Here is a 22,439-nt window from a genome sequence, read left to right as displayed (position 1 = left end):
AGACGTGCGGCGCTCCCCGGGGTTGCGGCCCGCTCCGGAAAACTTTCCGGAGCGGGCCGGGACCCGGTCCCCGCCGAGGCCCCACTCCTCACCGTCGGTGCGACTGCCCGGGCCTCACGCCCCGAGCGGACCGCCCGCGACGCCACCCACGAAGGAGGCCCAGGCCCCGGTCCCGAAGACGAGAACGGGCCCGGCCGGGACCTTGCTGTCACGGACGGGGACGTGGGGGAGGCCGTCGGCGACTTCGAGGCAGTTGCCGCCGTCCTGGTTGCTGTAGGAGCTCTTGCGCCATGTGACGTGGCTCAGGTCGAGGGTGCGCATGAAGCTGCCTCCAGCATGTCCTTGATGAACTTCCGTGACTTGACAGGGGAAAGCGCCAGATCACGGACCAGATCGTAGCGGAGCTGAAGCTTCTCGACTGTGGCCGCATCTTCCACAAGGTCGCCCGAGTATCCGGTCTCCACCCAGGCCACTGAGCGCCCGTCCGTCAGCCGTAGAAAGATCACATCGGTATTGGTCAGCGCATGCGGACCGACCGAGTTGAGGACGACCTGGAGTGTGATGTTCCGTCGCTCGCCCATCATGATCAGATGCTCCAACTGGTCGCGCCATTCGACGGCGTCGGGCAGCGGGGTGCGAAGCACGGTCTCCGAAAGGATCGCTCGGAACGGGGGAGCGGTAGTGCCGGACAGCAGTTCGCGGCGTCCCGTGCGTGCGTCGACCTGCCGGGTCAGTTCCTTGCCGTCCATGCCGCCCGCGGACAGAGTGGTGCGAGCGTACGCGGGGGTTTGCAGAAGCCCCGGGACCGCGCTCACCGCGTAGTACCAAAGGCTCACCGCTTCCGACTCAAGCCGCATGTAGCGCTGGTACCGCTCTTTGAATTGCGCTGGATCCCCGACCGCCAACTCCCACAGCGTCAGCAACAGCCCCGGTGTCCCGTAGTACTGGTCCAACGCTTTGACCACCTCCGGGCCGCCCAGCGTCTCCCCGTTCTCCATCTTCGAGAACAGGGACCAGTCCCAGCCGACGACCTCGCCCAGCTTCCTCAGGGGAAGCTCCCGTTCGGCCCGCAGCGACCGCAGCTCCTCCGCGAACCGCTTCCTCGGCTCCTGACTCCGGCCCGTGACCGCCCGTCTCGCCGGCATGGCGCGCCCTCCCTCTGTGGAAGATGTGGAACTACCCGCGCCACCTGCAGAAGTACCGCCCGACCGCGCTCTTCGTTCCCTGGAACCGGGCCATCCTCGCCATGGACCCGGAACACGCACGGTAGTCCACCCCTGGCGCTCCGCGCAGGCGGTGGAGGAGAAGGAGACAGGGCGCATGGAGTCGCAAGGACCGGAGCGCGGGGCGCTCGTGTACGACCAAGTGGCGCACGTGGTGGGGGAGTTCCGGGGGAGGGCCGGGCCGTACGCGATGCTGCGGCCCGTGGGCGGTGGCCGGGAGTGGCAGGCGGACCCCGCCGACCTGCGCCCGGCCACCCCCGCCGAGCGGCTGAGCGCGGGCGTGCGGGCGGCCAACGACCGGACGCGGGCGGGCAACGGCGCGGGCGGCCCGGTGCCCGACCTGAGCCGCCCGCCCCGCCCCGTACCGCACTGCACCGCCTGTGCGCTGCTCGTGCGGGAGCGGCGCGAGGCCCGGGAGCGGTGCGACCGCAGCGCGGAGACGGACGTGAACGTCCTGCTGCGCCGTCACCTGTCCCGGGACCACCCCTGAGTCACGGGGTCTGCGGCTCCCGGCGCATCGCCCACAGGACCGGGCCGCCGCCGGGCAGCCGGAACTCGTCGCGCACGACGAAGCCGAAGTGCTCGTAGACGGGGAGGTTGTCCGGCTTGGAGGACTCCAGGTACACCGGCAGGCCCGCCGCGTCCGCCTTGGCCAGGCCCGAGCGCAGCAGGGCGGAGCCGTGGCCCCGTCCCCGGGCGGCGGGGTCGGCGCCGACGACGGCGAGGTACCAGTGGGGTTCGGCCGGGCCGTGCTCGGCGGCGGCCGTGACCGCGTCGCGGAAGACCCCGGCCCGGTCGCCCAGGATCTCCTGGAGCAGCCCGATCGTCTCCGCGTCGGGGACGGCCTTCTCGGCACCCTCGGGCGCCACCCAGAACGCCGCCGCCGCGTCGGTGCGTTCGCACACGCCGTGGAGGCCGTACTGCCGGGTGAAGAGGGTGGTGAAGTACCGGCGGAGCCCCGCCTCGCGGCCGGCGTCGTCGGGGAAGAACCAGCGCATCATCGGGTCGTCGCCGAAGGCGGAGGCCAGGATGCGGCCGATCTCCGGAGCGTCGTCGATCACGGCCGGCTTCGGTGTGTTCGTCATCGGTGTGTTCGTCAGGGGCATGCGGGTCATTCTGCAACCGCGACGATCTTGGTCGGCCGGGGGGTCCCGTACGCCCGGAGGGACGGCCGGGAGCAACGGGGAGACGTGCGACGATCCCCCGGTGACCGAACCGGACGGCCGGGCCGCGCCCGGAACCCCGCGCACCGAACGCCTCGACCTCGTACCGCTCGCCGTCGCCCACGCCGGGGAGATGGCGGAGGTCCTGGCCGACCCCGCCCTGTACGCCTTCACCGGGGGCGAGCCCCCGGACCCGGCCGCGCTGCGGGCGCGCTACGAGCGGCTGACCGCCGGATCGCCGGACCCGGCCGTGACCTGGCACAACTGGGTGGTGCGGCTCCGTACCGAGGACCGCCTCGCCGGGACCGTGCAGGCGACCGTCACCGGGGGCGGCCGGGTCGCGGAGGTCGCCTGGGTCGTCGGGACCGCCTGGCAGGGGCGCGGGATCGCCCGCGAGGCGGCCCGCGCCCTGGTCGGGCTGCTCACGGACCGGGGCGTGCGGACCGTCGTCGCCCACGTCCACCCCGGCCACACCGCCTCCGCCGCCGTCGCCCGCGCGGCCGGCCTCGCCCCGACCGGCCGGATCGTGGACGGCGAGGTCCGCTGGGAGCTGCGGACGGACACCCCCGCGGACCCGACCGGCCCGCCGGACCGGAACGCCGGCGGGGCGGGACCGGGAGCGGAGGACGGGCGGTAACCGCGGTGGGGTGATCTCCACGACCGGCCGCACCCTGGACGACGACCTCCGCCGGATCACCGAGGGCCCCGACGTCGGTCCGGCCGTCCGGCCGTGGGCCGCGCGTCAGATGCGGTGCACGGTGTGGAGCTTCGTGGCGTACGTGCCCGTGCCGTCCAGGGTGGAGGAGCCCGCCAGGTCGGACATGGTCGGGCCGTTTCCGGTCTTGCGGCTGGAGAGGAAGCGGCGCTTGCCGTTCGTGTCCTCGCCCAGGTAGATGCCGACGTGGTCGACCGTGACGGTCAGGTTGTCGTCGCCGGAGTCGGCGTTGAAGAGGACCAGGTCACCGGGCTGCAGCAGGGTCGCGGCGGGCGGGGTGCCGCCGGTCGTCCGGTCGATGCGGGTCCCCGGAGCGTAGTCCGCCATGTCGCGGGACTTGCGCGGCAGACGCGTCCTGGAGGTGTCGGCCCCGGCCGCCATCGGGACCCGGTGGTGGTAGCCGAACACCATGCGGGTGTAGCCGGAACAGTCCAGGTTGCCGACCTGCTTGCTGGACGGGCCGGTGTAGGTGCCGTCCGGGAAGGTCCAGCCGACGTTCATGTACTCGTGGAAGTCGGCGCCCTCGTAGCGGTTGCCCCGCGCGTCGAGGTAGCCGTAGCCGGCCCGGCCGAGGACCTGCTTGCCCGCCGCGGCACCCGTACCCGCGGTCACGGCGGGCGCGTCCGGGAGGAACATCGCCGCGCAGGCGAGCACGTCGGGCGCGGTCGAGCCGGCCCAGGAGCGGATCTGCGCCTCCAGCGCCGGAGTCCAGGTGCCGTCGAACGGCTGCTCCAGAACGCGCACCCAGTCGGTGTGGGTGACGGTCGGCGGGGTCTCCCACGTGGCGGCGGTGACCTCGAAGCGGCTGACGGTGAGCTTGATCGGCAGGTTGGTGCAGCCGTCGTTGGCGAGGGCTCGAAGGCCCACCCGGCCCTTGCCGAAGGTGGTGTCGTCGGCCTCTGCGGTCCAGGCGGCCGGCTCGCTCGTGTTCGTGCGCCAGGCCTTGACCTGGATCCTGGCCCCTTCACGGCGGACTCGTATGGTCCAGTTGGTGCCGGCGGCGACGCCGGTGGCCAGGGAGACCGCCGGTACCAGCTGCGTGACGGCGTCGGCGACCTCCTTCTCGACACGGAGCTCGACGGCACCCGTGGTCGTGAAGGACAGCCGGGCCCGGTAGTTGTTGTGCGAGTCCTGATAGCCGAAGGACAGGGCGTACGAGCACGCCTGACCGGTCGGCACCTTGTCGAAGTTGGCCACCGACCGCACGTCGACGTCGGTGATCTCCCCGTCGCGGACGCTGGCGTGGCGGCTCGCGTAGTCCGTGGTCAGGTTGATGACGCCGGCGCCGGGGGTCACCGAGTAGTCGGAGGCGGCGCCGCCGAGGGTGGTCCACCCACCGCCGCCGGGAGCGGTGCCCCAGTACACGCGGTCGGCCTCGGGGAGGGACAGGTCCGGCAGGGTCCGCTGGAAGTCGTCCACGAAGGGCCGCTTGTTCTCGGTGAAGGTGCGCTCGGGGCCGGGAAGCAGCACCGTACGGGCTCCGAGCGTCAGCAGCGCGACGCGCTTGCCACCGGAAGTGACCTCGGTACGGGCAGGAGTGCCGGACAGCACGCTGGTGCTGAGTGCGCCGAGAGCGACGGGGGTGAACCAGTCGGCGCCGAGGGGGGCGATGGTCACCGCGGAGCGGGGGGCGCTCAGGCCGGGCGCGGGACCGGCGAGCGGGGCCGGGGCGGGAACCGCGGCCGTGGTGACCGCCTGAGCGGCCCGGGCCGGGCCGGCGGTCAGGGACGCGAGGGGAACCGCGGCGGCGGTGGCGGACAGCGCGGTGAGCAGACCGCGGCGGGAGGTAGGGGTCATGGCAACATCATCCGGTTGCCCGTCAACCGCGTTCGGGCGGGGCTGATTTCGGCGCCGGGCCTCCGGAACGGATGCCGATGCGGCGGGTCCGGGGCAGAGGGCACCGCCCGGAGGGTTGGGTCACCGACGGGGGCGGTGGCCGGGGGCGAGCGGCCCGGACGCGCTGTCCGGGGCTGTCCGGGCAGGGCGATGACCCGGTCCGGGCTTTGCCCCGTTCCGTGGACACTCGCCTTTCGTGCGACCGGTTCCAGGTGAGCGGCGCTCACCGCGTGGTGCCGTTCGTCGGAAGACACAGGAAGGCGACGGCGAAGGCCGCGCCCGTCCGCGGGAGGGGTCTCCTCCTCCATCGCCTCCTGCCCCGCCGGGACCACGCTGGACGAGCTGAACCACTCTCACCGAAACCGGCGGACCGCTCCGAGCCGTCTTCCGTCTTCGTGGCCCTGCCCATCCCACCGGGGTGCCCCGCCGATCAGGCCGGGATCGCCCGGCACCGCGCCGCGGGCTCCGTCAGTCGGGGAAGGAGAAGTAGAGCGCCTCGCTGTAGAAGGACGCGAAGTGCCTCTGCCAGTCGGCTCGTACCGAAGCCAGCCAGTCGTCGTTCCGGCCGACGATCGCCGCCTCGGCCCTGGCGACGGCGTCGGGGATGTCCTCGGACACCAGACGCCGCACGCTCTCTGCCGGATCGTCGTCCGCCATCGAGACGATCTCCCCCGTCTCGAGGAGGAAGTACTTCGCCTGCTGCTTCTCGAGGTGGGCCGTGGTCCTGGCAACGCATTCGGCGAACTCGGCGTCGTCCTCCAGGCCCTTGCCGACCGCGCGCAGGAGGTCGAGGAGAAGGGCCGCCCCGTCGGCGTAGTCCGCGGCGATGCCGATCGGAGGGTTCCAGATCATGGACGGGACGATCGTCGTTCCGCGCCCCACCATGAGCTTGTGCGCGAGCGGGATGTCCCAGTTGTGCTCGGATATGCATCGGACCCGTTGGGGGATCCCCGCCTCGTTCGGCATCGAGTCTGCGGAGTAGAGATAGGAACGGTTTGCCATGGCGGGGACGCTAGCACCGGGGGCCGACAACGTCGGCGCCGTCGGGTTCCTTCCGCGCGGACACACCGCACGCGCAGGCAAACCACCCGCCGGCCGCGTCCCCCACCTCACAGGGCGACACACGCCCTAGGCGCCGGGCGGCGACGGGGCACGGGCCCGCCTCCGCGCGGTCACCGCCGTCGCCGCCAGCAGCAGCGCCGCCGCCGCGCCCGCCGCCAGGCCCGCCCGCAGGCCCGGGGGCCGGAACGCGCAGGAGATCTCCGTGCGGCCGTCCCCGAGGGGAACGGCCAGGAAGCCGCCGTACGAGACCGGTCGGGCGCCCTCGCAGTGCCAGCCCGCGATGCGGGGGACCGCCACGACCGCCGTGCCCCCGCCCGGCGGGAGGACCGCCCGTATCCCCGACGGGGTGACCTCCACCGAGGTCGCCGCCCGGGTGCGGAGGGCCGTCACCGCCGCGCGCAGGCGGCCGTGGTCCAGGCAGCCGAGTTCGCCGGGGCCAGGAAGGGACGGCCGCAGGCCGGGGACCCGCTGGAACCCGAGGGACACCATCGCCTCCTGCCGCTTCGGCCGGCCGCCCCGGAGCCGGACCTCGCGGTCGCCCAGGCGGGCCCGGCCCGTGGCGTCCGGGGCCCAGAGGAAGACCTCCGTGCCGACGGGGCACGCGCCCGCGCGCGGGGTCCCGTAGACCCGGGAGCCGAGCAGGAGTTCCTGGTTGCGGAAGGGCGACGGGCCGTAGACCGGGGGCGGTCCCGGCGGCCGTACCGTCACCAGGGGGAGACGGACGTCCGTGCGGACCACCGCGCCGTTCCGCCACCGCGCGCCCACACCGGACAGCGCGTCCGTCACCGGGTTGTCCAGGCCCATCAGGTTCCGGCCCCGCGAGGTCCAGCCGCCGCCCAGCGCGTCCAGGGTGGAGGTGAGGACCGCCGGGGTGTGGCTGCTGTAGTACGCGGCGCCCTGGCCGCCCAGGAGCAGCGGGTCGTTGCCCGCGACCCGGGGGTGCCCGGAGTCCGTGCGGTACGCGGGCCAGCCGTCCGCCGCCGCCAGGGCCGCCGCCCGCCGCTCCGCCGCCGCGCCCAGCGCGGGGTAGTCGTCGAGCCGTCCGAGCCGTTCCCGGTCCGCGTACGCCGTCGTCGCCGCCGACTGGCCGACCAGCGTCCCCGTCACCAGGAGCGCGGCGAGCAGTCCGTACCGGCCCCGGCGGGGGAGGAGCAGCGCGCCCGCGACGGCCGCGAGGCCCGCGCCCGCGAGCGGGAGCGACCAGGGGGTGAGGAGGGGGCTCGGCAGCGCGGCGAGCGCGAGGACGAGGACGACCGCCGCGCCGCCCGCGACCGCCCGGCGGCCCGGACCGCCGGGGAGGGGTCCCGCCCCCGTCCGGCCTCCGCCGCTCTCCGCCCCCGGCCGCTCTCCGCCGCTCTCCGCTCCCGGCCGGCCTCCCTCCGGGACCGCCGGGGCCCGTTCCCCGCCCCGGGCCGTCCCCGTCCCGCCTCCGGTCAGGCACGTCCAGGCCGTCAGGACCAGCACGCCGGAGAGGACGAACGTCTGCCGGTACGGGCTGCCGTTCGGCGTCGCGAAGGCGTGCCAGAGCAGATGCGTCGGCCCCCACTGCATCGACGCCGCCACCGCCGCGCACAGCCCCGGCCACAGCCACCGCTCCCGGCCCGGCACGTCGCGGCGGAAGAGCAGTGCCCCCGCGAGCAGCGTCACCGCCGTGCAGACGTAGGCCGCCGGGGTGGAGAAGCTGTAGGTCAGCGGGAGCAGCCGGGCCAGGACGTCCGTGCCGGCCGCCGGGGCGAACTCCCGGACCAGGCCCGGGTGGGCGTACCGCGAACCGAGGAGGACCGGGACCAGGACGGGGGCCGCGAGGCCCACCCCGGCGACCGCCGTCACCGCCGCCCGCAGCAGCGTCCGCGCCCGGAAGGAGTCCGTCACCGCCAGCCGGACCAGGAGGACGAGGAGGGCGCCCAGGGTCGCCATGTACGCGGTGTAGAAGTTCGCCACCCAGCAGACCGCCACCACCAGGGGCCCCAGGAGCGGCCGGCGGCCCTCCCGCACCCACTCGCCCACCAGGCAGAGCAGGGGGAGGGCGATCAGGCCGTCCAGCCACATCGGGTTGTAGGTGGCCTCCACGACCGACCAGCCGCACAACGCGTACGAGGCGCCCAGGACCGCCGCCCACCACCACGCGCCCGGCCCCAGCCGGCGCAGCAGGTGCGTCATGGCCGCCGCCGCGACCGCCGTCTTCAGGACGGTGATCGCGTACACCGCGTACTCGATGTCCCCGCGCGGGAAGAGCGCCACCAGCGGGGCGAAGGGGCTCGACAGGTAGGTGCCGTAGTCGGGCAGGAAGGCCGTGCCCCAGCCCGCCCGCCAGTCGAAGAGGAGACCGCCGTCCGCCCGGCCCCTGAGCAGGTCCCACAGGTGCGCGTGGAACGGCACGAACTGGTTGGCGAGGTCGTTGACGGACCGGCGGTCCGGCCCGAAGGGGAAGACCCGGGCGGCGGCGTCCCCGCCGCAGACGGCGACGACGGAGAGCGCGGCGGCGAACAGCGCGGGAAGCGTGGCGGCGAGCGGCGCGGGGAGTGCGGCGGCGAGCGGGCGCGGGCCCTTGGAGTTCGGCATGACGGGTCGAATATGTCAGCGTTTCCCAGGCCGGGAACCGGTCCGGAGGGACAGTTCACGCGATGGCTGCCGAGGGGTCATGCGCGCGTCAGATCGGGGGGTCGGGCCCCGCTATCATGACCGCGTGCTGCTCTCGATAGTCGTCCCGTGCTTCAACGAGGAAGACGTTCTCGCCCGTTTCCACGACCACGTCACCGCCGAGCTCGAACGCTTCGACGGCGAGTTCGAGATCGTCTACGTGGACGACGGGAGCCGGGACAAGACCCTGCTGATCCTCCGGGAGCTCGCGGAGCGCGACCCGGGGCGGGTCCGCTACCTCTCCTTCAGCCGCAACTTCGGCAAGGAGGCCGGCATGCTCGCCGGGCTCCGGCACGCGTCCGGCGACGCCGTCGTGATCATGGACGCCGACCTCCAACACCCGCCGGAGCTGGTGCACCGCATGGTCGCGCTGCACGCCGAGGGGTACGACCAGGTCGTCGCCCGCCGCACCCGCGAGGGCGACCGCGTCACCCGCACCCTCACCGCCCGCCTCTACTACTGGGCGATCAACCGGCTCGTGGACGTCGAACTGGTCGACGGCGTCGGGGACTTCCGGCTCCTGTCCCGCCGGGCCGTCGACGCGGTCCTCGACCTCGGCGAGTACAACCGCTTCTCCAAGGGCCTCTTCTCCTGGGTCGGCTTCCCCACCACGACGTTCTCCTACGAGAACGCCGTCCGTGAGGAGGGCCGCTCCAAGTGGTCCTTCGGCCAGCTCCTCAACTACGGCCTCGACGGCCTGCTCTCCTTCAACAACAAGCCGCTGCGCGCCGCCGTCCACCTCGGCCTCCTCCTTCTCCTCGTCGCCCTCGGCTACGCGGCCTGGATCGTCGGGTCCGCCCTGGTCAACGGCGTCGACGCCCCCGGCTACGTCACCCTCCTCGTCGCCATCACCGCCCTCGCCGGCGTCCAGATGATGATGATCGGCCTCATCGGCGAGTACGTCGGCCGCATCTACTACGAGGTGAAGCGGCGGCCCCACTACCTCCTGAAGGAGACGCACGAGGACCGGGGACGGACCGCGGGCGGGGAAAACGCGGGACGGGCCGGTACCCGGGCGGCGGACGAGCCGTTGTGGGAAGCAGTCGCCCCGAAGTAGTGGCTCCGGCCCGGGCGACTCCCTACCATCGATCACCGCAGGGTCGTTCCACCGACGCACGACCGCCCGGGAGGCTCCTTTGCACCGCCGCACCGCGCTCACCGTCTCCGCCGCGCTCCTCGCCGCGGCCCCGCTGCTCACCGCCTGCGGAAGTGACGCCCATCCGGGGGCGGCGGCCGTCGTCGGCGGCGAACGCATCGACGTCTCCAGCCTCCAGGCACAGGTGAAGGACGTGCGGGCCGCGCAGGAGGCGTCCCCGCAGGCCGACCGGCTGGTCGGGAGCGACGGCGACCTCGGCCGCCGCAAGCTCAACGTCATGATCTTCGACCGGATCGTCGAGAAGGTCGCCCGGGACAACGGCGTCACCGCCACCCGCGCCGAACTCCAGCGGACCCGGACGGCCTTCGTCCGCCAGAGCGGCGGCGAGGACCGGCTCGCCGGCGTCCTCCTCCAGGAGCAGGGCGTGGCCCCCGGCCAGATCGACGGCGTCGTCCGCCGCAACGTCCTCATGAACAAGATCGCCGAGAAGCTGGGCGTGGACGCCGGCCCCGAGGGCCAGAAGAAGCTCACGCAGGTCTTCTCCGCCGCCTCCCGGGACCTCGGCATCGACGTGAACCCGCGCTTCGGCGCCTGGGACGACGCCGAGGTCCGGCTCACCTCCACCACCGCGCCCTGGCTGCGCCGGACCACCGAGGACCCGGTCGCCGTCGAGGCCGGTGCCTGAGTCCGGGTAGGTTCGGGGGGTGACTTCCGAGAGCCCCGGCCGCATCGTCCTGCTCACCGCCAGCCACCGCGTCGCGCCCGGACTGCTGTCCTGGCCCGCCTGGCAGGCGCTGCACGGTGCGGACCGGGTGCTCTGCCCCGACGAGCACCACCCCCAGCTGCCGTACCTGCGCGAGGCCGGGATCACCGTCGAGCACGCCCGCCCCACCGCCGGGGAGCTGGTCGAGGCGTGCGCCGGGGGCCGTACGGTCCTGGTCCTGCCCTCCGGCGAGGGCGACCGGGACCTCACCGACGGCCTCGCCCGGCTCGCCGGCTCCGGCCGGGCCGTCATGCCCGACCTGGAGCTGCTGCCCGGCTCGTACGACCTGCCCGGCGCCCGCCTCCTGGACCTCGTGCAGATCATGGACCGCATCCGGCGGGTCTGCCCCTGGACCTCCGCCCAGACCCACGAGGGGCTCGTCCCGTACGCCGTCGAGGAGGCGTACGAACTCGTGGAGGCGATCGAGGACGGCGACCGGGCCGCGCTGCGCGAGGAGTTGGGGGACGTCCTGCTCCAGGTCGTCTTCCACGCGCGGATCGCCGAGGAGGACCCGGAGGAGCCGTTCTCCGTGGACGACGTGGCCGGAACGCTGGTCGAGAAGCTGGTCCACCGTCATCCGCACGTCTTCGGGGACGCGACCGCCGAGACCCCCGAAGAGGTCCACGCGCACTGGCAGCGGACCAAGGCGATCGAGAAGCGGCGGGAGTCCGTCACCGACGGCGTGCCCCTCGGACAGCCCGGCCTCGCGCTCGCCGCGAAGCTGGCGGGCCGGGCGCGGGCGGCCGGACTCGGCGTGCCGCTCCCGGCGGACGAGGGCTTCGGGTACGACCTGCTCGCCCTCGCCGCCCGCGCCGAGGCGGCCGGCGTGGACCCGGAGGCGGCGCTGCGGGCCGCCGCCCGTACGTACCGCGACGCGATCCGCGCTGCGGAGGGACTGGAGGAGAAGGCGTGAACGAGGGCGACGAGAACAGGACCTCCCCGGAGGTCTCCCGGAAGGCGTCCCGGGGGGACCTGGCGGCGGGGGCGGGCGGGACCGTGCTGTTCCTGCTGCTCCTCGCGTGGGGTGCGACGAACGACGACTCCCCGGGGTGGCCCCTCATGGTCGCGGCGCTGGGCGCGGTCCTGAGCGTGGCCCTGCTCGTCCAGTGGGTGGCGCAGGGGCGGCGCGCGGAGTGAGCGACGGCCCCTCTCGCGGGCGCCTCCCGCCGGGGAGGGGCGCGCGAGAGGGGCGCTGTACGGTCGGGGGGTGAGTGACAGCACCGCCCCGGCCCCCGGCTCCGGGGAGACCCCCGCCCCCGAGCTCTTCACCTGGGAGTTCGCCACCGACCCGTACCCGGCCTACGCCTGGCTGAGGGAGCACGCGCCCGTGCACCGGACGACGCTGCCGAGCGGGGTCGAGGCATGGCTCGTGACGCGGTACGCGGACGCCCGGCAGGCCCTCGCGGACCAGCGGCTCTCCAAGAACCCCGCGCACCACGACGAGTCCCCGCACGCCCGGGGCAAGACGGGCATCCCGGGCGAGCGCAAGGCCGAGCTGATGACCCATCTGCTCAACATCGACCCGCCGGACCACACCCGGCTGCGGCGGCTCGTGTCGAAGGCGTTCACCCCGCGCCGGGTCGCCGCGTTCGCCCCGCGCGTCCAGGAGCTGACCGACCGGCTCATCGACGGCTTCGTGGAGAAGGGGAGCGCGGACCTCATCCACGAGTTCGCCTTCCCGCTCCCCATCTACGCCATCTGCGACCTGCTCGGCGTGCCCCGCGAGGACCAGGACGACTTCCGCGACTGGGCCGGGATGATGATCCGGCACGGCGGAGGCCCGCGCGGCGGGGTCGCCCGGTCGGTGAAGAAGATGCGCGGCTATCTCGCGGAGCTGATCCACCGCAAGCGCGAGGGCCTGGGGCGGGAAGAGGGGGACGACCTGATCTCGGGGCTCATCCGCGCCTCCGACCACGGCGAGCACCTCACCGAGAACGAGGTCGCCGCCATGGCCTTCATCCTTCTCTTCGCGGGCTTCGAGACCACCGTGAACCTGATCGGGAACGGGCTCTACGCGCTGCTGCGCCACCCCGGGCAGCGGGAACGGCTGCAGGCGTCCCTCGCCGCCGGGGAGACCGGCCTCCTGGAGACCGGGATCGAGGAGCTGCTGCGGTACGACGGGCCCGTGGAGATGGCGACCTGGCGGTACGCGACGCGGGCGCTGACCATCGGCGGGCGGGAGATCCCGGCGGGGGACCCGGTGCTCGTGGTGCTCGCCGCCGCCGACCGGGACCCGGAGCGGTTCGACGGGCCCGACACGCTCGACCTCGCCCGGCGCGACAACCAGCACCTCGGGTACGGCCACGGCATCCACTACTGCCTGGGCGCGCCGCTCGCCCGCCTCGAAGGGCAGACGGCCCTGGCGACCCTGCTGACCCGTCTGCCGGACCTGGCGCTCGCCGTCGATCCGGCCGGACTGCGGTGGCGCGGGGGGCTCATCATGCGTGGTTTGCGCACCCTTCCGGTGGAGTTCTCCCCCTCCGTACCGGTCCTTCCGGCTGACGGCGTGTCAGAAATGTGATCTTCACGTGATCGGGGAGCCATCGACTTGTGACGGACGTTCGAATGCGGCTACGTTTCGCGGCAGTCTCAGCCGTCACGCGAAAGGCGCTTCTATGCGTTCCGGGAACGGACGACACCGTCGCCCCCGTCAGGCCCCCGCCCTTGTCGTCGCCGCCGGGGTGACCGGATCGGCCATGGCGCTGCCGCTGCTCGCCACCGGGTCCGCCTCCGCCGCCGACGCCGCCACCTGGGACCGGGTCGCGGAGTGCGAGTCCGGGGGGCAATGGAGCGCCAACACCGGCAACGGGATGTACGGCGGACTCCAGTTCACCCAGGAGAGCTGGGAGCGCCACGGCGGTCTGGTGTACGCGCCCAGCCCCGACCTCGCCAGCCGGGCCCAGCAGATCGCGGTGGCCGAGAAGGCCCTCGCCAAGGGCAGTGCCGAGTGGGCCACCTGCGCCCCGATCGCGGGCCTGGCGAACGACGGGAAGGCCACCGGGGTGGACCCGGGCCCGGTCACCGTTCCCGTCTCCCCCGTGAAGCCCGTCCCCGAGTCGGGCTGGAACGCGGGCGGATCGGGCGCCCCCGCCGCTCCGGAGACCGTGGCGCCCGAAGCGGCCGAGAGGTCCGCGCCCCCCGCCGCCACCGTCACGCCCGCGACGCCCGCCTCCCCGACCGCGCCGGCCGCCCCGGTCACTCCGGTGCCTCCCGCCACGCCGGGCGCGCCGACCGGAACGACCTCCCCGACCGTGCCGGTCACTCCGGCCGTGCCCGACACATCCGTTACGCCCGTTACGCCCGGTACGCCGGAGGGTGGTGAGGTGTCGGTCACGCCCGGCACCGGCAAGCACCGGGGCGGGGCGGACCCGCAGGAAAGCATCAAGTCGGGCACTTCCGTCGAATCCGGCAGACATGCCTCGGGCGAGGATAAGCTCGCCGAAAACCCTGCGGGCACTCCGGTGACCGGGGGGGTGAAGAATTCGGGCGTAACGGACAGTCAGGGCTCTTCGGGTGAATACGTCGTGCGTCCGGGTGACAGCCTGTCGGACATCGCGCGGGCGAACGAACTCCCCGGCGGGTGGACGGCCCTCTATGACGCCAACAAGCGGACCGTGGGGACCGATCCGGACCTCATCCTGCCTGGTCAGAACCTCGAACTGACGCCGGCTCCGAACCCGGCGGCGGGGTAGTTCGGGAGCTTCTGTCCGGATCCATGCGAGTGAGACATGGGTCTCTTTGTCCCAACTGGCGTGTCGTGCCCGGAAGCTCTGCTTCCGTCACCTCCCACCTGCGCAAACGGGCCCCACTGGAGGGCAAGGAGAGGCGAAATTAGTCATATGAGCCTCTTTGAACTTCGGGGGGGTCTGTGCGTACGGTCGTCATCGCTCGCCACCGCGGGCCCCTTCGACCGAAACGCCGAATCCTGCCGTCGGTCGTGGGGAACAGTCGTCGCGCAAGCGCCGAAGGCAGGAGCGGGGGACCCAAGGTAAGCGCCGGCCCCGGCCGTTGAGACAGACGGCCGACGATCGGCTTGGGGTGAAGCCGCGTGCTAGGACACGCGGCCGGGCAACTCATTGGCCCGAACCCGACAGCTCACCTCGCAGGCGTCGGTGAGGAGAAACTCCATGCTGTTTTCCGCCAAGGGCAAACACCGCCGTCCCTCCAAGGCCACCCAGGTCGCCGCGCTCGTCGGCGTCACCGGTGTCGCCGTCGCCGCCCCGCTGATGACCGCGGGCGCCGCCTCGGCCGCCACGGCCTCCGAGTGGGACCGCGTCGCCCAGTGCGAGTCCGGTGGCAACTGGTCCATCAACACCGGCAACGGCTTCTACGGCGGCCTCCAGTTCACGTCCTCCACCTGGGCCGCGTACGGCGGCACCGCCTACGCCCCGCGCGCCGACCAGGCGTCGAAGTCCCAGCAGATCGCCGTCGCCGAGAAGGTCCTCGCGGGCCAGGGCAAGGGCGCCTGGCCGCACTGCGGCGTCGGCCTCTCGGGCGCCTCGTACGGCGGCTCCGCCGAGAGCGCGACGGAGCAGGAGAAGCCCGCGAAGAAGCAGCGGACGCAGAAGCGCTCGACCGAGCAGCCGACCACCCGCAGCGAGCAGCGCCAGGCCCCGAAGAAGGCCGAGAAGCGCCACGACGCTCCGGAGTCCGCCCGGAAGACCGTCACCACCCCGACCGGCGAGACGGTCAAGAAGGGCGACGGCGAGTACAAGGTCGTCGCCGGCGACACCCTCAGCAAGATCGCCGAGGCGCAGGGCGTCGAGGGCGGCTGGGCCCGGCTCTTCGAGCTGAACGACGACGTCGTCGAGAACGCCGACCTGATCTACCCGGGTCAGCAGCTCCACCTGAAGTGAGTCCGGCGGGTCGCGTGAGTCCGGCGGCTCACGCGGCCCCGACGGCCCTCCCGCGGTGACCACCCCGGTCCGGCGCGCCCTCCCCCGTGCGCGCCGGACCGGGGTTCCCCCTTTTCCCGGGCCGGGTCCGCTCGTACGGGAGTACGGGTCCCATGACGGTTACCAACCAGTAGATACGGGGTGATTCGCCCCCATGCGCGTGCCCTTGGGTCCTTTTTCGTCCCAGGGTGCGGGCGCCCGGCCGACCGGAGCCCCCGGGACGGTTAGGCTCTTGCCGCAAGGCCGAGCGACCCCGCACCGACCTTGCGTCACATCCAGCGTCACATCCCAGAAGGAGATGCTCGTGCCGTCCATCGACGTCGTCGTAGCCCGGGAAATCCTGGACTCCCGAGGCAACCCCACGGTCGAGGTCGAGGTCGGCCTCGACGACGGCAGCACCGGCCGTGCTGCCGTCCCGTCCGGCGCCTCCACCGGTGCGTTCGAGGCCCTGGAGCTCCGCGACGGCGACCCCGGCCGCTACCAGGGCAAGGGCGTCGAGAAGGCCGTCCTCGCCGTCATCGAGCAGATCGGCCCGGAGCTGGTCGGCTACGACGCCACCGAGCAGCGCCTGATCGACCAGGCCATGTTCGACCTGGACGCCACCCCGGACAAGTCCTCGCTCGGCGCCAACGCCATCCTCGGCGTCTCCCTCGCCGTCGCGCACGCCGCCTCCGAGGCCAGCGACCTCCCGCTCTTCCGCTACCTGGGCGGCCCGAACGCGCACCTGCTGCCCGTTCCGATGATGAACATCCTGAACGGCGGGTCGCACGCCGACTCCAACGTGGACATCCAGGAGTTCATGATCGCCCCGATCGGCGCGGAGTCCTTCTCCGAGGCCCTGCGCTGGGGCACCGAGGTCTACCACACCCTCAAGGCCGTCCTGAAGCGCAAGGGCCTCTCCACCGGCCTCGGCGACGAGGGCGGCTTCGCCCCGAACCTGGAGTCCAACCGCGCCGCCCTCGACCTCATCCTCGAGGCGATCAAGGAAGCCGGCTACGCCCCGGGCAAGGACATCGCGCTCGCCCTCGACTGCGCCGCCTCCGAGTTCTACAAGGACGGCGCGTACGAGTTCGAGGGCAAGTCCCGCTCGGCCGCCGAGATGACCGAGTACTACGAGGAGCTGGTCTCCGCGTACCCGCTGGTCTCCATCGAGGACCCGCTGTTCGAGGACGACTGGGAGGGCTGGAAGGCCATCACCGACAAGCTCGGCACCAAGGTGCAGCTCGTCGGCGACGACCTGTTCGTCACCAACCCGGAGCGCCTGGCCCGCGGCATCGAGGAGGGCAGCGCCAACGCCCTGCTCGTCAAGGTCAACCAGATCGGTTCGCTGACCGAGACCCTGGACGCCGTCGAGCTGGCCCAGCGCAGCGGCTTCAAGTGCATGATGTCCCACCGCTCCGGCGAGACCGAGGACGTCACCATCGCGGACCTGGCCGTCGCCACCAACTGCGGCCAGATCAAGACCGGCGCCCCGGCCCGCTCCGAGCGCGTCGCCAAGTACAACCAGCTCCTGCGCATCGAGGAGATCCTGGACGACGCCGCGGTCTACGCCGGCCGCAGCGCGTTCCCGCGCTTCAAGGGCTGACGCACACGCCGGGCCCCCGGGCAGGGCGGCCTCCGTACGTCCCCGTACCCGGTCCCGTACCGTGTGCGGGGACGTCCGCGTGAACAGGGGAGGCGACACGACATGGCCGTGAAGGACCGGGACCGGTTCTCGACCGCGACCCGGATCAGACTGCTCGGCGAGCAGACCGCCGCCCGTGTCTACCGCTCCCAGACCCGCCGTCAGGCCCGCCGCTCCCGGCTCACCGGCCGCGCGGCCTTCCTCGCCCTCGTCGTCTGCTCCCTGGTCGTGGCGCTCGCCTACCCGATGCGCAGCTACGTCTCCCAGCAGGGCGAGATCGCCGAGCAGGAGCGCCGGGCCGCCGAGGCCGCCCGGCGGGTCCAGGACCTGAGGGACGAGAAGGCCCGCCTGCAGGACCCGGCCTACGTCCGCCGCCTCGCCCGCGAACACCTCCACTACGTGCTTCCCGGCGAGACCGGCTTCACCGTGGACGACCCCGGCGCGGAGCAGCGGCCCCGCGCCGACCGGGGAGCGGCGGACCGCCCCTGGTACGACAACCTCTGGGCCGGCGTGGACGACGCCGACCGCCGCTGACCCACCCGTACGACCCGACGACCAAGGCAGACATGGAAACGCCCCCTCCGCAGACCGAACGCACCGAGCCCACCGGGGCGGACATCGCCGCCTTCGAGCTCCAGCTCGGCCGGCCGCCCCGCGGCCTGCGCGCCATCGCGCACCGCTGCCCCTGCGGGCAGCCGGACGTCGTCGAGACCGCGCCCCGGCTCCCCGACGGCACGCCGTTCCCCACCACGTACTACCTGACCTGCCCCCGGGCGGCCTCGGCCATCGGCACCCTGGAGGCCAACGGGGTCATGAAGGAGATGCAGGCCCGGCTCGCCACCGACCCGGAGCTGGCCGCCGCCTACCGGGCCGCGCACGAGGACTACCTCGCCCGCCGCGACGCCATCGAGGTCCTGGAGGGCTTCCCGAGCGCCGGCGGCATGCCGGACCGCGTCAAGTGCCTGCACGTCCTCGTCGGCCACGCGCTGGTGGCCGGTCCCGGCGTCAACCCGTTCGGCGACGAGGCGATCGCCATGCTGCCGGAGTGGTGGGCGAAGGGCCCCTGCGTCACTCCGTGCGTGACGCCGAAGGAGGAGGACGGCTGGACGGTCGAGGGCGACGGGAACGGCCACTTCGCCTTCAGGCCGGCCGACGGCGAGGAGGAGAAGTGACCCGGGTCGCCGGAATCGACTGCGGCACGAACTCCATCCGCCTCCTCGTCGCCGACGTCGACCCGGAGACGGGCGGGCTGACCGAGCTGGACCGGCGGATGCGGATCGTCCGGCTCGGCCAGGACGTCGACCGGACCGGCCGGCTCGCCCCCGAGGCCCTGGAGCGGACCTTCGCCGCCTGCCGCGAGTACGCGGAGGTCATCCGGGAGCTGGGCGCCGAGAAGGTCCGCTTCGTCGCCACCTCCGCCTCCCGCGACGCCGAGAACCGCGACGACTTCGTGAACGGCGTCGTGGAGATCCTGGGCGTCGAGCCCGAGGTCGTCACCGGTGACCAGGAGGCAGGGCTGTCCTTCACCGGCGCCACCGCCGACCTGCCCGGCACGGAGACGTACCTCGTCGTGGACATCGGCGGCGGCTCCACCGAGTTCGTCACCGGCAGCAGCCGGGTCGAGGCCGCCCGCTCGGTCGACATCGGCTGCGTCCGGCTCACCGAGCGGCACGTCCGCCACGACCCGCCGACCGCCGAGGAGGCCGAGGCGATCCGCGCCGACGTGCGGGCCGCGCTCGACCTGGCCGCCGAGACCGTGCCGATCGGCACCGCCGGCACCCTCGTCGGGCTCGCGGGCTCGGTGACCACCGTCGCCGCCCTCGCCCTCGGGCTCCCGGAGTACGACTCCGAGCAGGTCCACCACTCCCGGATCTCCGCCGCGCAGGTCGCCGAGGTCGCCGACCGGCTCCTCGCCTCCACCCACGCCGAACGGGCCGCGCTGCCCGTGATCCACCCCGGGCGGATCGACGTGATCATCGCCGGGGCGCTCGTCCTGCGGGAGGTCGTGGAGCGCGTCGGAGCCGCCGAAGTGGTCGTCAGCGAGCACGACATCCTCGATGGGATCGCGCTATCCGCGGCATAGAGGGGCGCTATCGAGCCTCCTGACGGCGCTCCGCCGGGAAAGTTCGTGAAGTTCTTCACAAGGAAAAGGGCCCTGAGGGTGCCCGAGGAGGGCCTTCGGGCCCTCCGAGGGGCGCCCCAGGCCCCTTTCGCAGGCGCGGAGGCCGATCGGCCCGATGTTTCCATCGCGTGAACCGGGCCTCCGGTTCAGCGTCGACGGAGGCTCTCCTGTCCAGTTCACGAGGGGTGAACAACGTTCGCCACCGCACCTCGGTTCCTTTGCGGGACCATGACGTGGATCACGTGGGCGGCGGAGTGTAGCAGAGGTGCCCGCAGACCTTGTGAAGGGGCGCACGAGATCACCCCCCGAACGGGGTGGATACTCGATCTCATGAGCACCACGGAGCGTCCCAGGATCCTCGTAGTAGGCGGCGGGTACGTAGGCCTGTACGCAGCTCGGCGCATCCTCAAGAAGATGCGCTACGCGGAGGCGACCGTCACGGTCGTCGACCCGCGGTCGTACATGACCTACCAGCCCTTCCTGCCCGAAGCCGCCGCCGGCAGCATCTCGCCGAGGCACGTCGTCGTCCCGCTGCGACGCGTCCTTCCCAAGGCCGAGGTGCTCACCGGTCGGGTCACCACCATCGACCAGGACCGCAAGGTCGCCACGATCGCGCCGCTCGTCGGCGAGGCGTACGACCTGCCGTTCGACTACCTGGTCATCGCGATGGGCGCGGTCTCCCGCACCTTCCCGATCCCCGGCCTCGCCGAGCAGGGCATCGGCATGAAGGGCATCGAGGAGGCCATCGGCCTGCGCAACCACGTCCTCGAGCAGCTCGACAAGGCCGACTCGACCACCGACGAGGAGGTCCGCCGCCGGGCGCTGACCTTCGTCTTCGTGGGCGGCGGCTTCGCCGGCGCGGAGACCATCGGCGAGGTCGAGGACCTGGCCCGCGACGCCGCGAAGTACTACCAGAACGTGTCCCGCGAGGACATGCGCTTCATCCTGGTCGACGCGGCCGACAAGATCCTCCCCGAGGTGGGCCCCAAGCTCGGCCAGTACGGCAAGGAGCACCTGGAGGGCCGGGGCGTCGAGATCTACCTGGAGACCTCCATGGACTCCTGCGTCGACGGCCACGTGGTGCTGAAGAACGGCCTGGAGGTCGACTCCAACACCATCGTGTGGACCGCCGGCGTGAAGCCGAACCCGGCGCTCTCCCGCTTCGGTCTGCCGCTCGGCCCCCGCGGCCACGTGGACTGCAACGAGAAGCTCCAGATCAACGGCCTCGACTACGCGTGGGCCGCGGGCGACAACGCCCAGGTCCCCGACATGGTGGGCCGCCGCGCGGGCAACCCGAACGCCTGGTGCCCGCCGAACGCCCAGCACGCGCTGCGCCAGGCCAAGGTCCTCGGCGACAACGTGGTGGCCGGCATGCGCGGCTTCCCGCAGAAGGAGTACAGCCACGCCAACAAGGGCGCCGTGGCCGGACTCGGTCTGCACAAGGGCGTCGCCATGATCGTCATGGGCAAGATGAAGATCAAGCTCAAGGGCCGCCTCGCCTGGTACATGCACCGCGGCTACCACGGCATGGCGATGCCGACCTGGAACCGCAAGATCCGCGTCTTCGCCGACTGGACCCTCGCGATGTTCCTCAAGCGCGAGGTCGTCTCCCTCGGCGCCATCGAGTCGCCGCGCGAGGAGTTCTACGAGGCGGCCAAGCCCGCCCCGGCGCCGGCCGCCCCGGTGCAGGAGAAGGCCAAGGCGTCCTGACGCCCCGGCAGGGCTGACCAGGACACGGCAGTACAGAGGGGCCCGGGGCAGTACAGAACAGCACAGAGCGGTACGGCGGCGGCGCCGGGCAGTACCGCAGTGACCCGAAAGGGCCGTCCGCCATCCGTGGTGCGGGCGGCCCTTCGCGTGTTTTGCCGACTCGTTGCGCTGCGGCGGGAGTGAGAACGCGCACGCACGGTGTTCCCTTGGTGACGAACACGCCTGACGAACGTTTCCGGGGCACGAGATCACGGAGGTGCGCACCATGGCCGACGCCGCGCCGAGGCTGACGGCTCTCGCCGAGGAGCTGCTGGGAGGACCGCTCCCGGTCCGGTTGCGGACCTGGGACGGCAGCGAGGCCGGTCCCCCGGACGCCCCCGTCCTGGTCGTCCGCGACCGCCGCGCCCTGCGCAGGATGATCTGGAAGCCCGGCGAACTGGGCCTGGTCCGCGCCTGGGTGGCCGGGGAGATCGACGTCGAGGGGGACCTGTACGAGGCCCTGGACCGCCTCTCCGGCCTGCTCTGGGAGCGCGGGGACACGGGCGGGGGCCTGCTCGCCGCGGCCCGCGACGCTCGGCTGCGGGCCGCCGCCGCCTCCCTGCTGCGGCTCGCCGGACCCCTGCCGCCGCCGAAGCCGCCGGCCGAGGAGATCCGCCGCCGCCGGGGCGGCCGGCACACCAGGCGCCGCGACCGGCGGGCGATCAGCCACCACTACGACGTGGGCAACGACTTCTACGCGCTGGTCCTCGGCCCCTCGATGGTCTACTCGTGCGCCTACTGGCCCGCCGGGGGCTCCGCCGGCTCCCTGGAGGAGGCCCAGCGCGACAAGCTCGACCTCGTCGCCCGCAAGCTGGACCTGAAGGAGGGCGACCGGCTCCTCGACGTCGGCTGCGGCTGGGGTTCCATGGCCCTGCACGCCGCCCGCGCGTACGGCGCCCGGGTCGTCGGCATCACCCTCTCCCGCGAACAGGCCGCCCACGCCCGCAAGCGGATCGCCGAGGAGGGCCTGACGGACCGGATCGAGATCCGCGTCCAGGACTACCGGGACGTCGCCGACGGCCCGTACGACGCGATCTCCTCGATCGGGATGGCCGAGCACGTCGGCGCCGTGAAGTACCGGGAGTACGCCGACGTCCTGTACGGGCTCCTCAAGCCCGGCGGACGGCTCCTCAACCACCAGATCTCCCGGCGCCCCGAACCCGACGAGGACGCCTACGAGGTCGATCCCTTCATCGACGCGTACGTCTTCCCCGACGGCGAACTCGCCCCCGTGGGACGCACTTTGACGACCCTGGAGGACGCCGGTTTCGAGGTCCGGGACGTCGAGGCCCTGCGCGAGCACTACGTGCTGACCCTGCGCCACTGGGTGGCCAACCTGGAACGGGAGTGGGACCGGGCCGTCCGGCTCGTCTCGCCGGGCCGGGCCCGGATCTGGCGGCTCTACATGGCGGCCTCCGCCGTCTCCTTCGAACGCAACCGGATCGGCGTGAACCAGGTCCTCGCCGTCAGGACGCCGGAGTCGGGGACGAGCGGAATGGGCCTGCGCACGCGGGTCTGGACCGAGGGCGCGGACTGACGCGCGGACGGCGG

At 72.9% G+C, this 22,439-nt stretch carries 21 protein-coding genes and 1 riboswitch; of the genes, 15 read left to right on the top strand and 6 right to left on the bottom strand.

From position 1 onward, the window contains the following. Positions 1–114 precede the first annotated feature (114 nt). Together ACZ6AQ_RS20705 and ACZ6AQ_RS20700 are read right to left on the bottom strand one after the other, a co-directional pair. Positions 115–321, bottom strand: coding sequence for a DUF397 domain-containing protein (locus ACZ6AQ_RS20705; RefSeq protein WP_468761151.1), 207 nt, complete (start codon positions 319–321; stop codon positions 115–117). Then, positions 303–1,145 (bottom strand): helix-turn-helix domain-containing protein, encoded by an 843-nt coding sequence (locus ACZ6AQ_RS20700; protein ID WP_468761149.1) that lies wholly within the window; start codon positions 1,143–1,145, stop codon positions 303–305. The genes ACZ6AQ_RS20705 and ACZ6AQ_RS20700 overlap by 19 nt, the downstream gene beginning before the upstream one ends. Before the next feature lie 175 nt (positions 1,146–1,320). Here ACZ6AQ_RS20700 and ACZ6AQ_RS20695 point away from each other — a divergent pair, with 175 nt between their 5' ends. Next, the gene (locus ACZ6AQ_RS20695; protein ID WP_468761147.1) at positions 1,321–1,713 is read left to right on the top strand and encodes a hypothetical protein; all 393 of its coding nucleotides are present in this window, start codon (positions 1,321–1,323) and stop codon (positions 1,711–1,713) included. Between the two features lies 1 nt (position 1,714). On the opposite strand, the gene ACZ6AQ_RS20690 is transcribed toward ACZ6AQ_RS20695, so the two are convergent. Next, positions 1,715–2,338, bottom strand: coding sequence for a GNAT family N-acetyltransferase (locus ACZ6AQ_RS20690; RefSeq protein WP_468761145.1), 624 nt, complete (start codon positions 2,336–2,338; stop codon positions 1,715–1,717). Between the two features lie 91 nt (positions 2,339–2,429). On the opposite strand from ACZ6AQ_RS20690, the gene ACZ6AQ_RS20685 reads away from it, so the two are divergent. Next, positions 2,430–3,023, top strand: coding sequence for a GNAT family N-acetyltransferase (locus tag ACZ6AQ_RS20685; RefSeq protein ID WP_468761143.1), 594 nt, complete (start codon positions 2,430–2,432; stop codon positions 3,021–3,023). A gap of 105 nt (positions 3,024–3,128) precedes the next feature. Here the strand turns inward: ACZ6AQ_RS20685 and ACZ6AQ_RS20680 are convergent, their stop codons facing one another. The 3 genes from ACZ6AQ_RS20680 to ACZ6AQ_RS20670 form a co-directional block, all read right to left on the bottom strand. Then, positions 3,129–4,898, bottom strand: coding sequence for an NlpC/P60 family protein (locus ACZ6AQ_RS20680; RefSeq protein WP_468761141.1), 1,770 nt, complete (start codon positions 4,896–4,898; stop codon positions 3,129–3,131). Positions 4,899–5,405: 507 nt separating this feature from the next. Next, positions 5,406–5,939: a DUF7822 domain-containing protein gene (locus ACZ6AQ_RS20675; protein ID WP_468761139.1), complete on the bottom strand. Its 534-nt coding sequence runs from the start codon at positions 5,937–5,939 to the stop codon at positions 5,406–5,408. Between the two features lie 126 nt (positions 5,940–6,065). After that, complete coding sequence (locus ACZ6AQ_RS20670) at positions 6,066–8,561, bottom strand: YfhO family protein (RefSeq protein ID WP_468761137.1); 2,496 nt, start codon at positions 8,559–8,561, stop codon at positions 6,066–6,068. 124 nt (positions 8,562–8,685) lie between these two features. Between ACZ6AQ_RS20670 and ACZ6AQ_RS20665 the strand changes: the two genes are divergently transcribed. From ACZ6AQ_RS20665 to ACZ6AQ_RS20605, 13 genes are all read left to right on the top strand, one after another. Then, positions 8,686–9,696, top strand: coding sequence for a glycosyltransferase family 2 protein (locus ACZ6AQ_RS20665; protein ID WP_388692744.1), 1,011 nt, complete (start codon positions 8,686–8,688; stop codon positions 9,694–9,696). A 79-nt stretch (positions 9,697–9,775) separates the two neighbouring features. Then, a complete protein-coding gene (locus tag ACZ6AQ_RS20660; RefSeq protein WP_468761135.1) occupies positions 9,776–10,420 on the top strand; it encodes a SurA N-terminal domain-containing protein in 645 nt (214 codons plus the stop codon). A gap of 19 nt (positions 10,421–10,439) precedes the next feature. Next, positions 10,440–11,411, top strand: a complete 972-nt coding sequence (locus ACZ6AQ_RS20655; RefSeq protein ID WP_468761133.1) for a nucleoside triphosphate pyrophosphohydrolase — start codon at positions 10,440–10,442, stop codon at positions 11,409–11,411. Beyond that, positions 11,408–11,635 carry a hypothetical protein gene (locus ACZ6AQ_RS20650; protein ID WP_388692749.1) on the top strand — a complete coding sequence of 76 codons (228 nt, stop codon included), beginning with the start codon at positions 11,408–11,410 and terminating at the stop codon, positions 11,633–11,635. The genes ACZ6AQ_RS20655 and ACZ6AQ_RS20650 overlap by 4 nt, the downstream gene beginning before the upstream one ends. Positions 11,636–11,705: 70 nt before the next feature. Next, positions 11,706–13,019: a cytochrome P450 family protein gene (locus ACZ6AQ_RS20645; RefSeq protein WP_468761131.1), complete on the top strand. Its 1,314-nt coding sequence runs from the start codon at positions 11,706–11,708 to the stop codon at positions 13,017–13,019. Between the two features lie 94 nt (positions 13,020–13,113). Further along, positions 13,114–14,190, top strand: coding sequence for a transglycosylase family protein (locus ACZ6AQ_RS20640; protein WP_468761129.1), 1,077 nt, complete (start codon positions 13,114–13,116; stop codon positions 14,188–14,190). A gap of 258 nt (positions 14,191–14,448) precedes the next feature. Then, positions 14,449–14,622, top strand: a riboswitch (cyclic di-AMP (ydaO/yuaA leader). A gap of 3 nt (positions 14,623–14,625) precedes the next feature. Continuing rightward, the gene (locus ACZ6AQ_RS20635) at positions 14,626–15,354 is read left to right on the top strand and encodes a transglycosylase family protein (protein WP_468761127.1); all 729 of its coding nucleotides are present in this window, start codon (positions 14,626–14,628) and stop codon (positions 15,352–15,354) included. A 337-nt stretch (positions 15,355–15,691) separates the two neighbouring features. Next, on the top strand, positions 15,692–16,978 hold the full coding sequence (gene eno / locus ACZ6AQ_RS20630; protein ID WP_468761125.1) for a phosphopyruvate hydratase: 1,287 nt from the start codon (positions 15,692–15,694) through the stop codon (positions 16,976–16,978). A gap of 102 nt (positions 16,979–17,080) precedes the next feature. Continuing rightward, on the top strand, positions 17,081–17,551 hold the full coding sequence (locus ACZ6AQ_RS20625; RefSeq protein ID WP_388692758.1) for an FtsB family cell division protein: 471 nt from the start codon (positions 17,081–17,083) through the stop codon (positions 17,549–17,551). Positions 17,552–17,583: 32 nt separating this feature from the next. Next, positions 17,584–18,189, top strand: a complete 606-nt coding sequence (locus ACZ6AQ_RS20620) for a DUF501 domain-containing protein (RefSeq protein ID WP_468761123.1) — start codon at positions 17,584–17,586, stop codon at positions 18,187–18,189. Then, positions 18,186–19,100 carry a Ppx/GppA phosphatase family protein gene (locus ACZ6AQ_RS20615; protein ID WP_468761122.1) on the top strand — a complete coding sequence of 305 codons (915 nt, stop codon included), beginning with the start codon at positions 18,186–18,188 and terminating at the stop codon, positions 19,098–19,100. Before ACZ6AQ_RS20620 ends, ACZ6AQ_RS20615 begins: the two co-directional genes overlap by 4 nt. A 369-nt stretch (positions 19,101–19,469) precedes the next feature. Continuing rightward, positions 19,470–20,849, top strand: coding sequence for an NAD(P)/FAD-dependent oxidoreductase (locus ACZ6AQ_RS20610; protein WP_388692764.1), 1,380 nt, complete (start codon positions 19,470–19,472; stop codon positions 20,847–20,849). A 265-nt stretch (positions 20,850–21,114) separates the two neighbouring features. Beyond that, the gene (locus ACZ6AQ_RS20605) at positions 21,115–22,425 is read left to right on the top strand and encodes a class I SAM-dependent methyltransferase (protein ID WP_468761120.1); all 1,311 of its coding nucleotides are present in this window, start codon (positions 21,115–21,117) and stop codon (positions 22,423–22,425) included. Positions 22,426–22,439 lie beyond the last annotated feature (14 nt).

This window comes from Streptomyces sp. NPDC041191, assembly GCF_055591945.1.
Note: the sequence above shows the minus strand (reverse complement) of the source record. Positions and strands in the feature narration are given on the sequence as shown.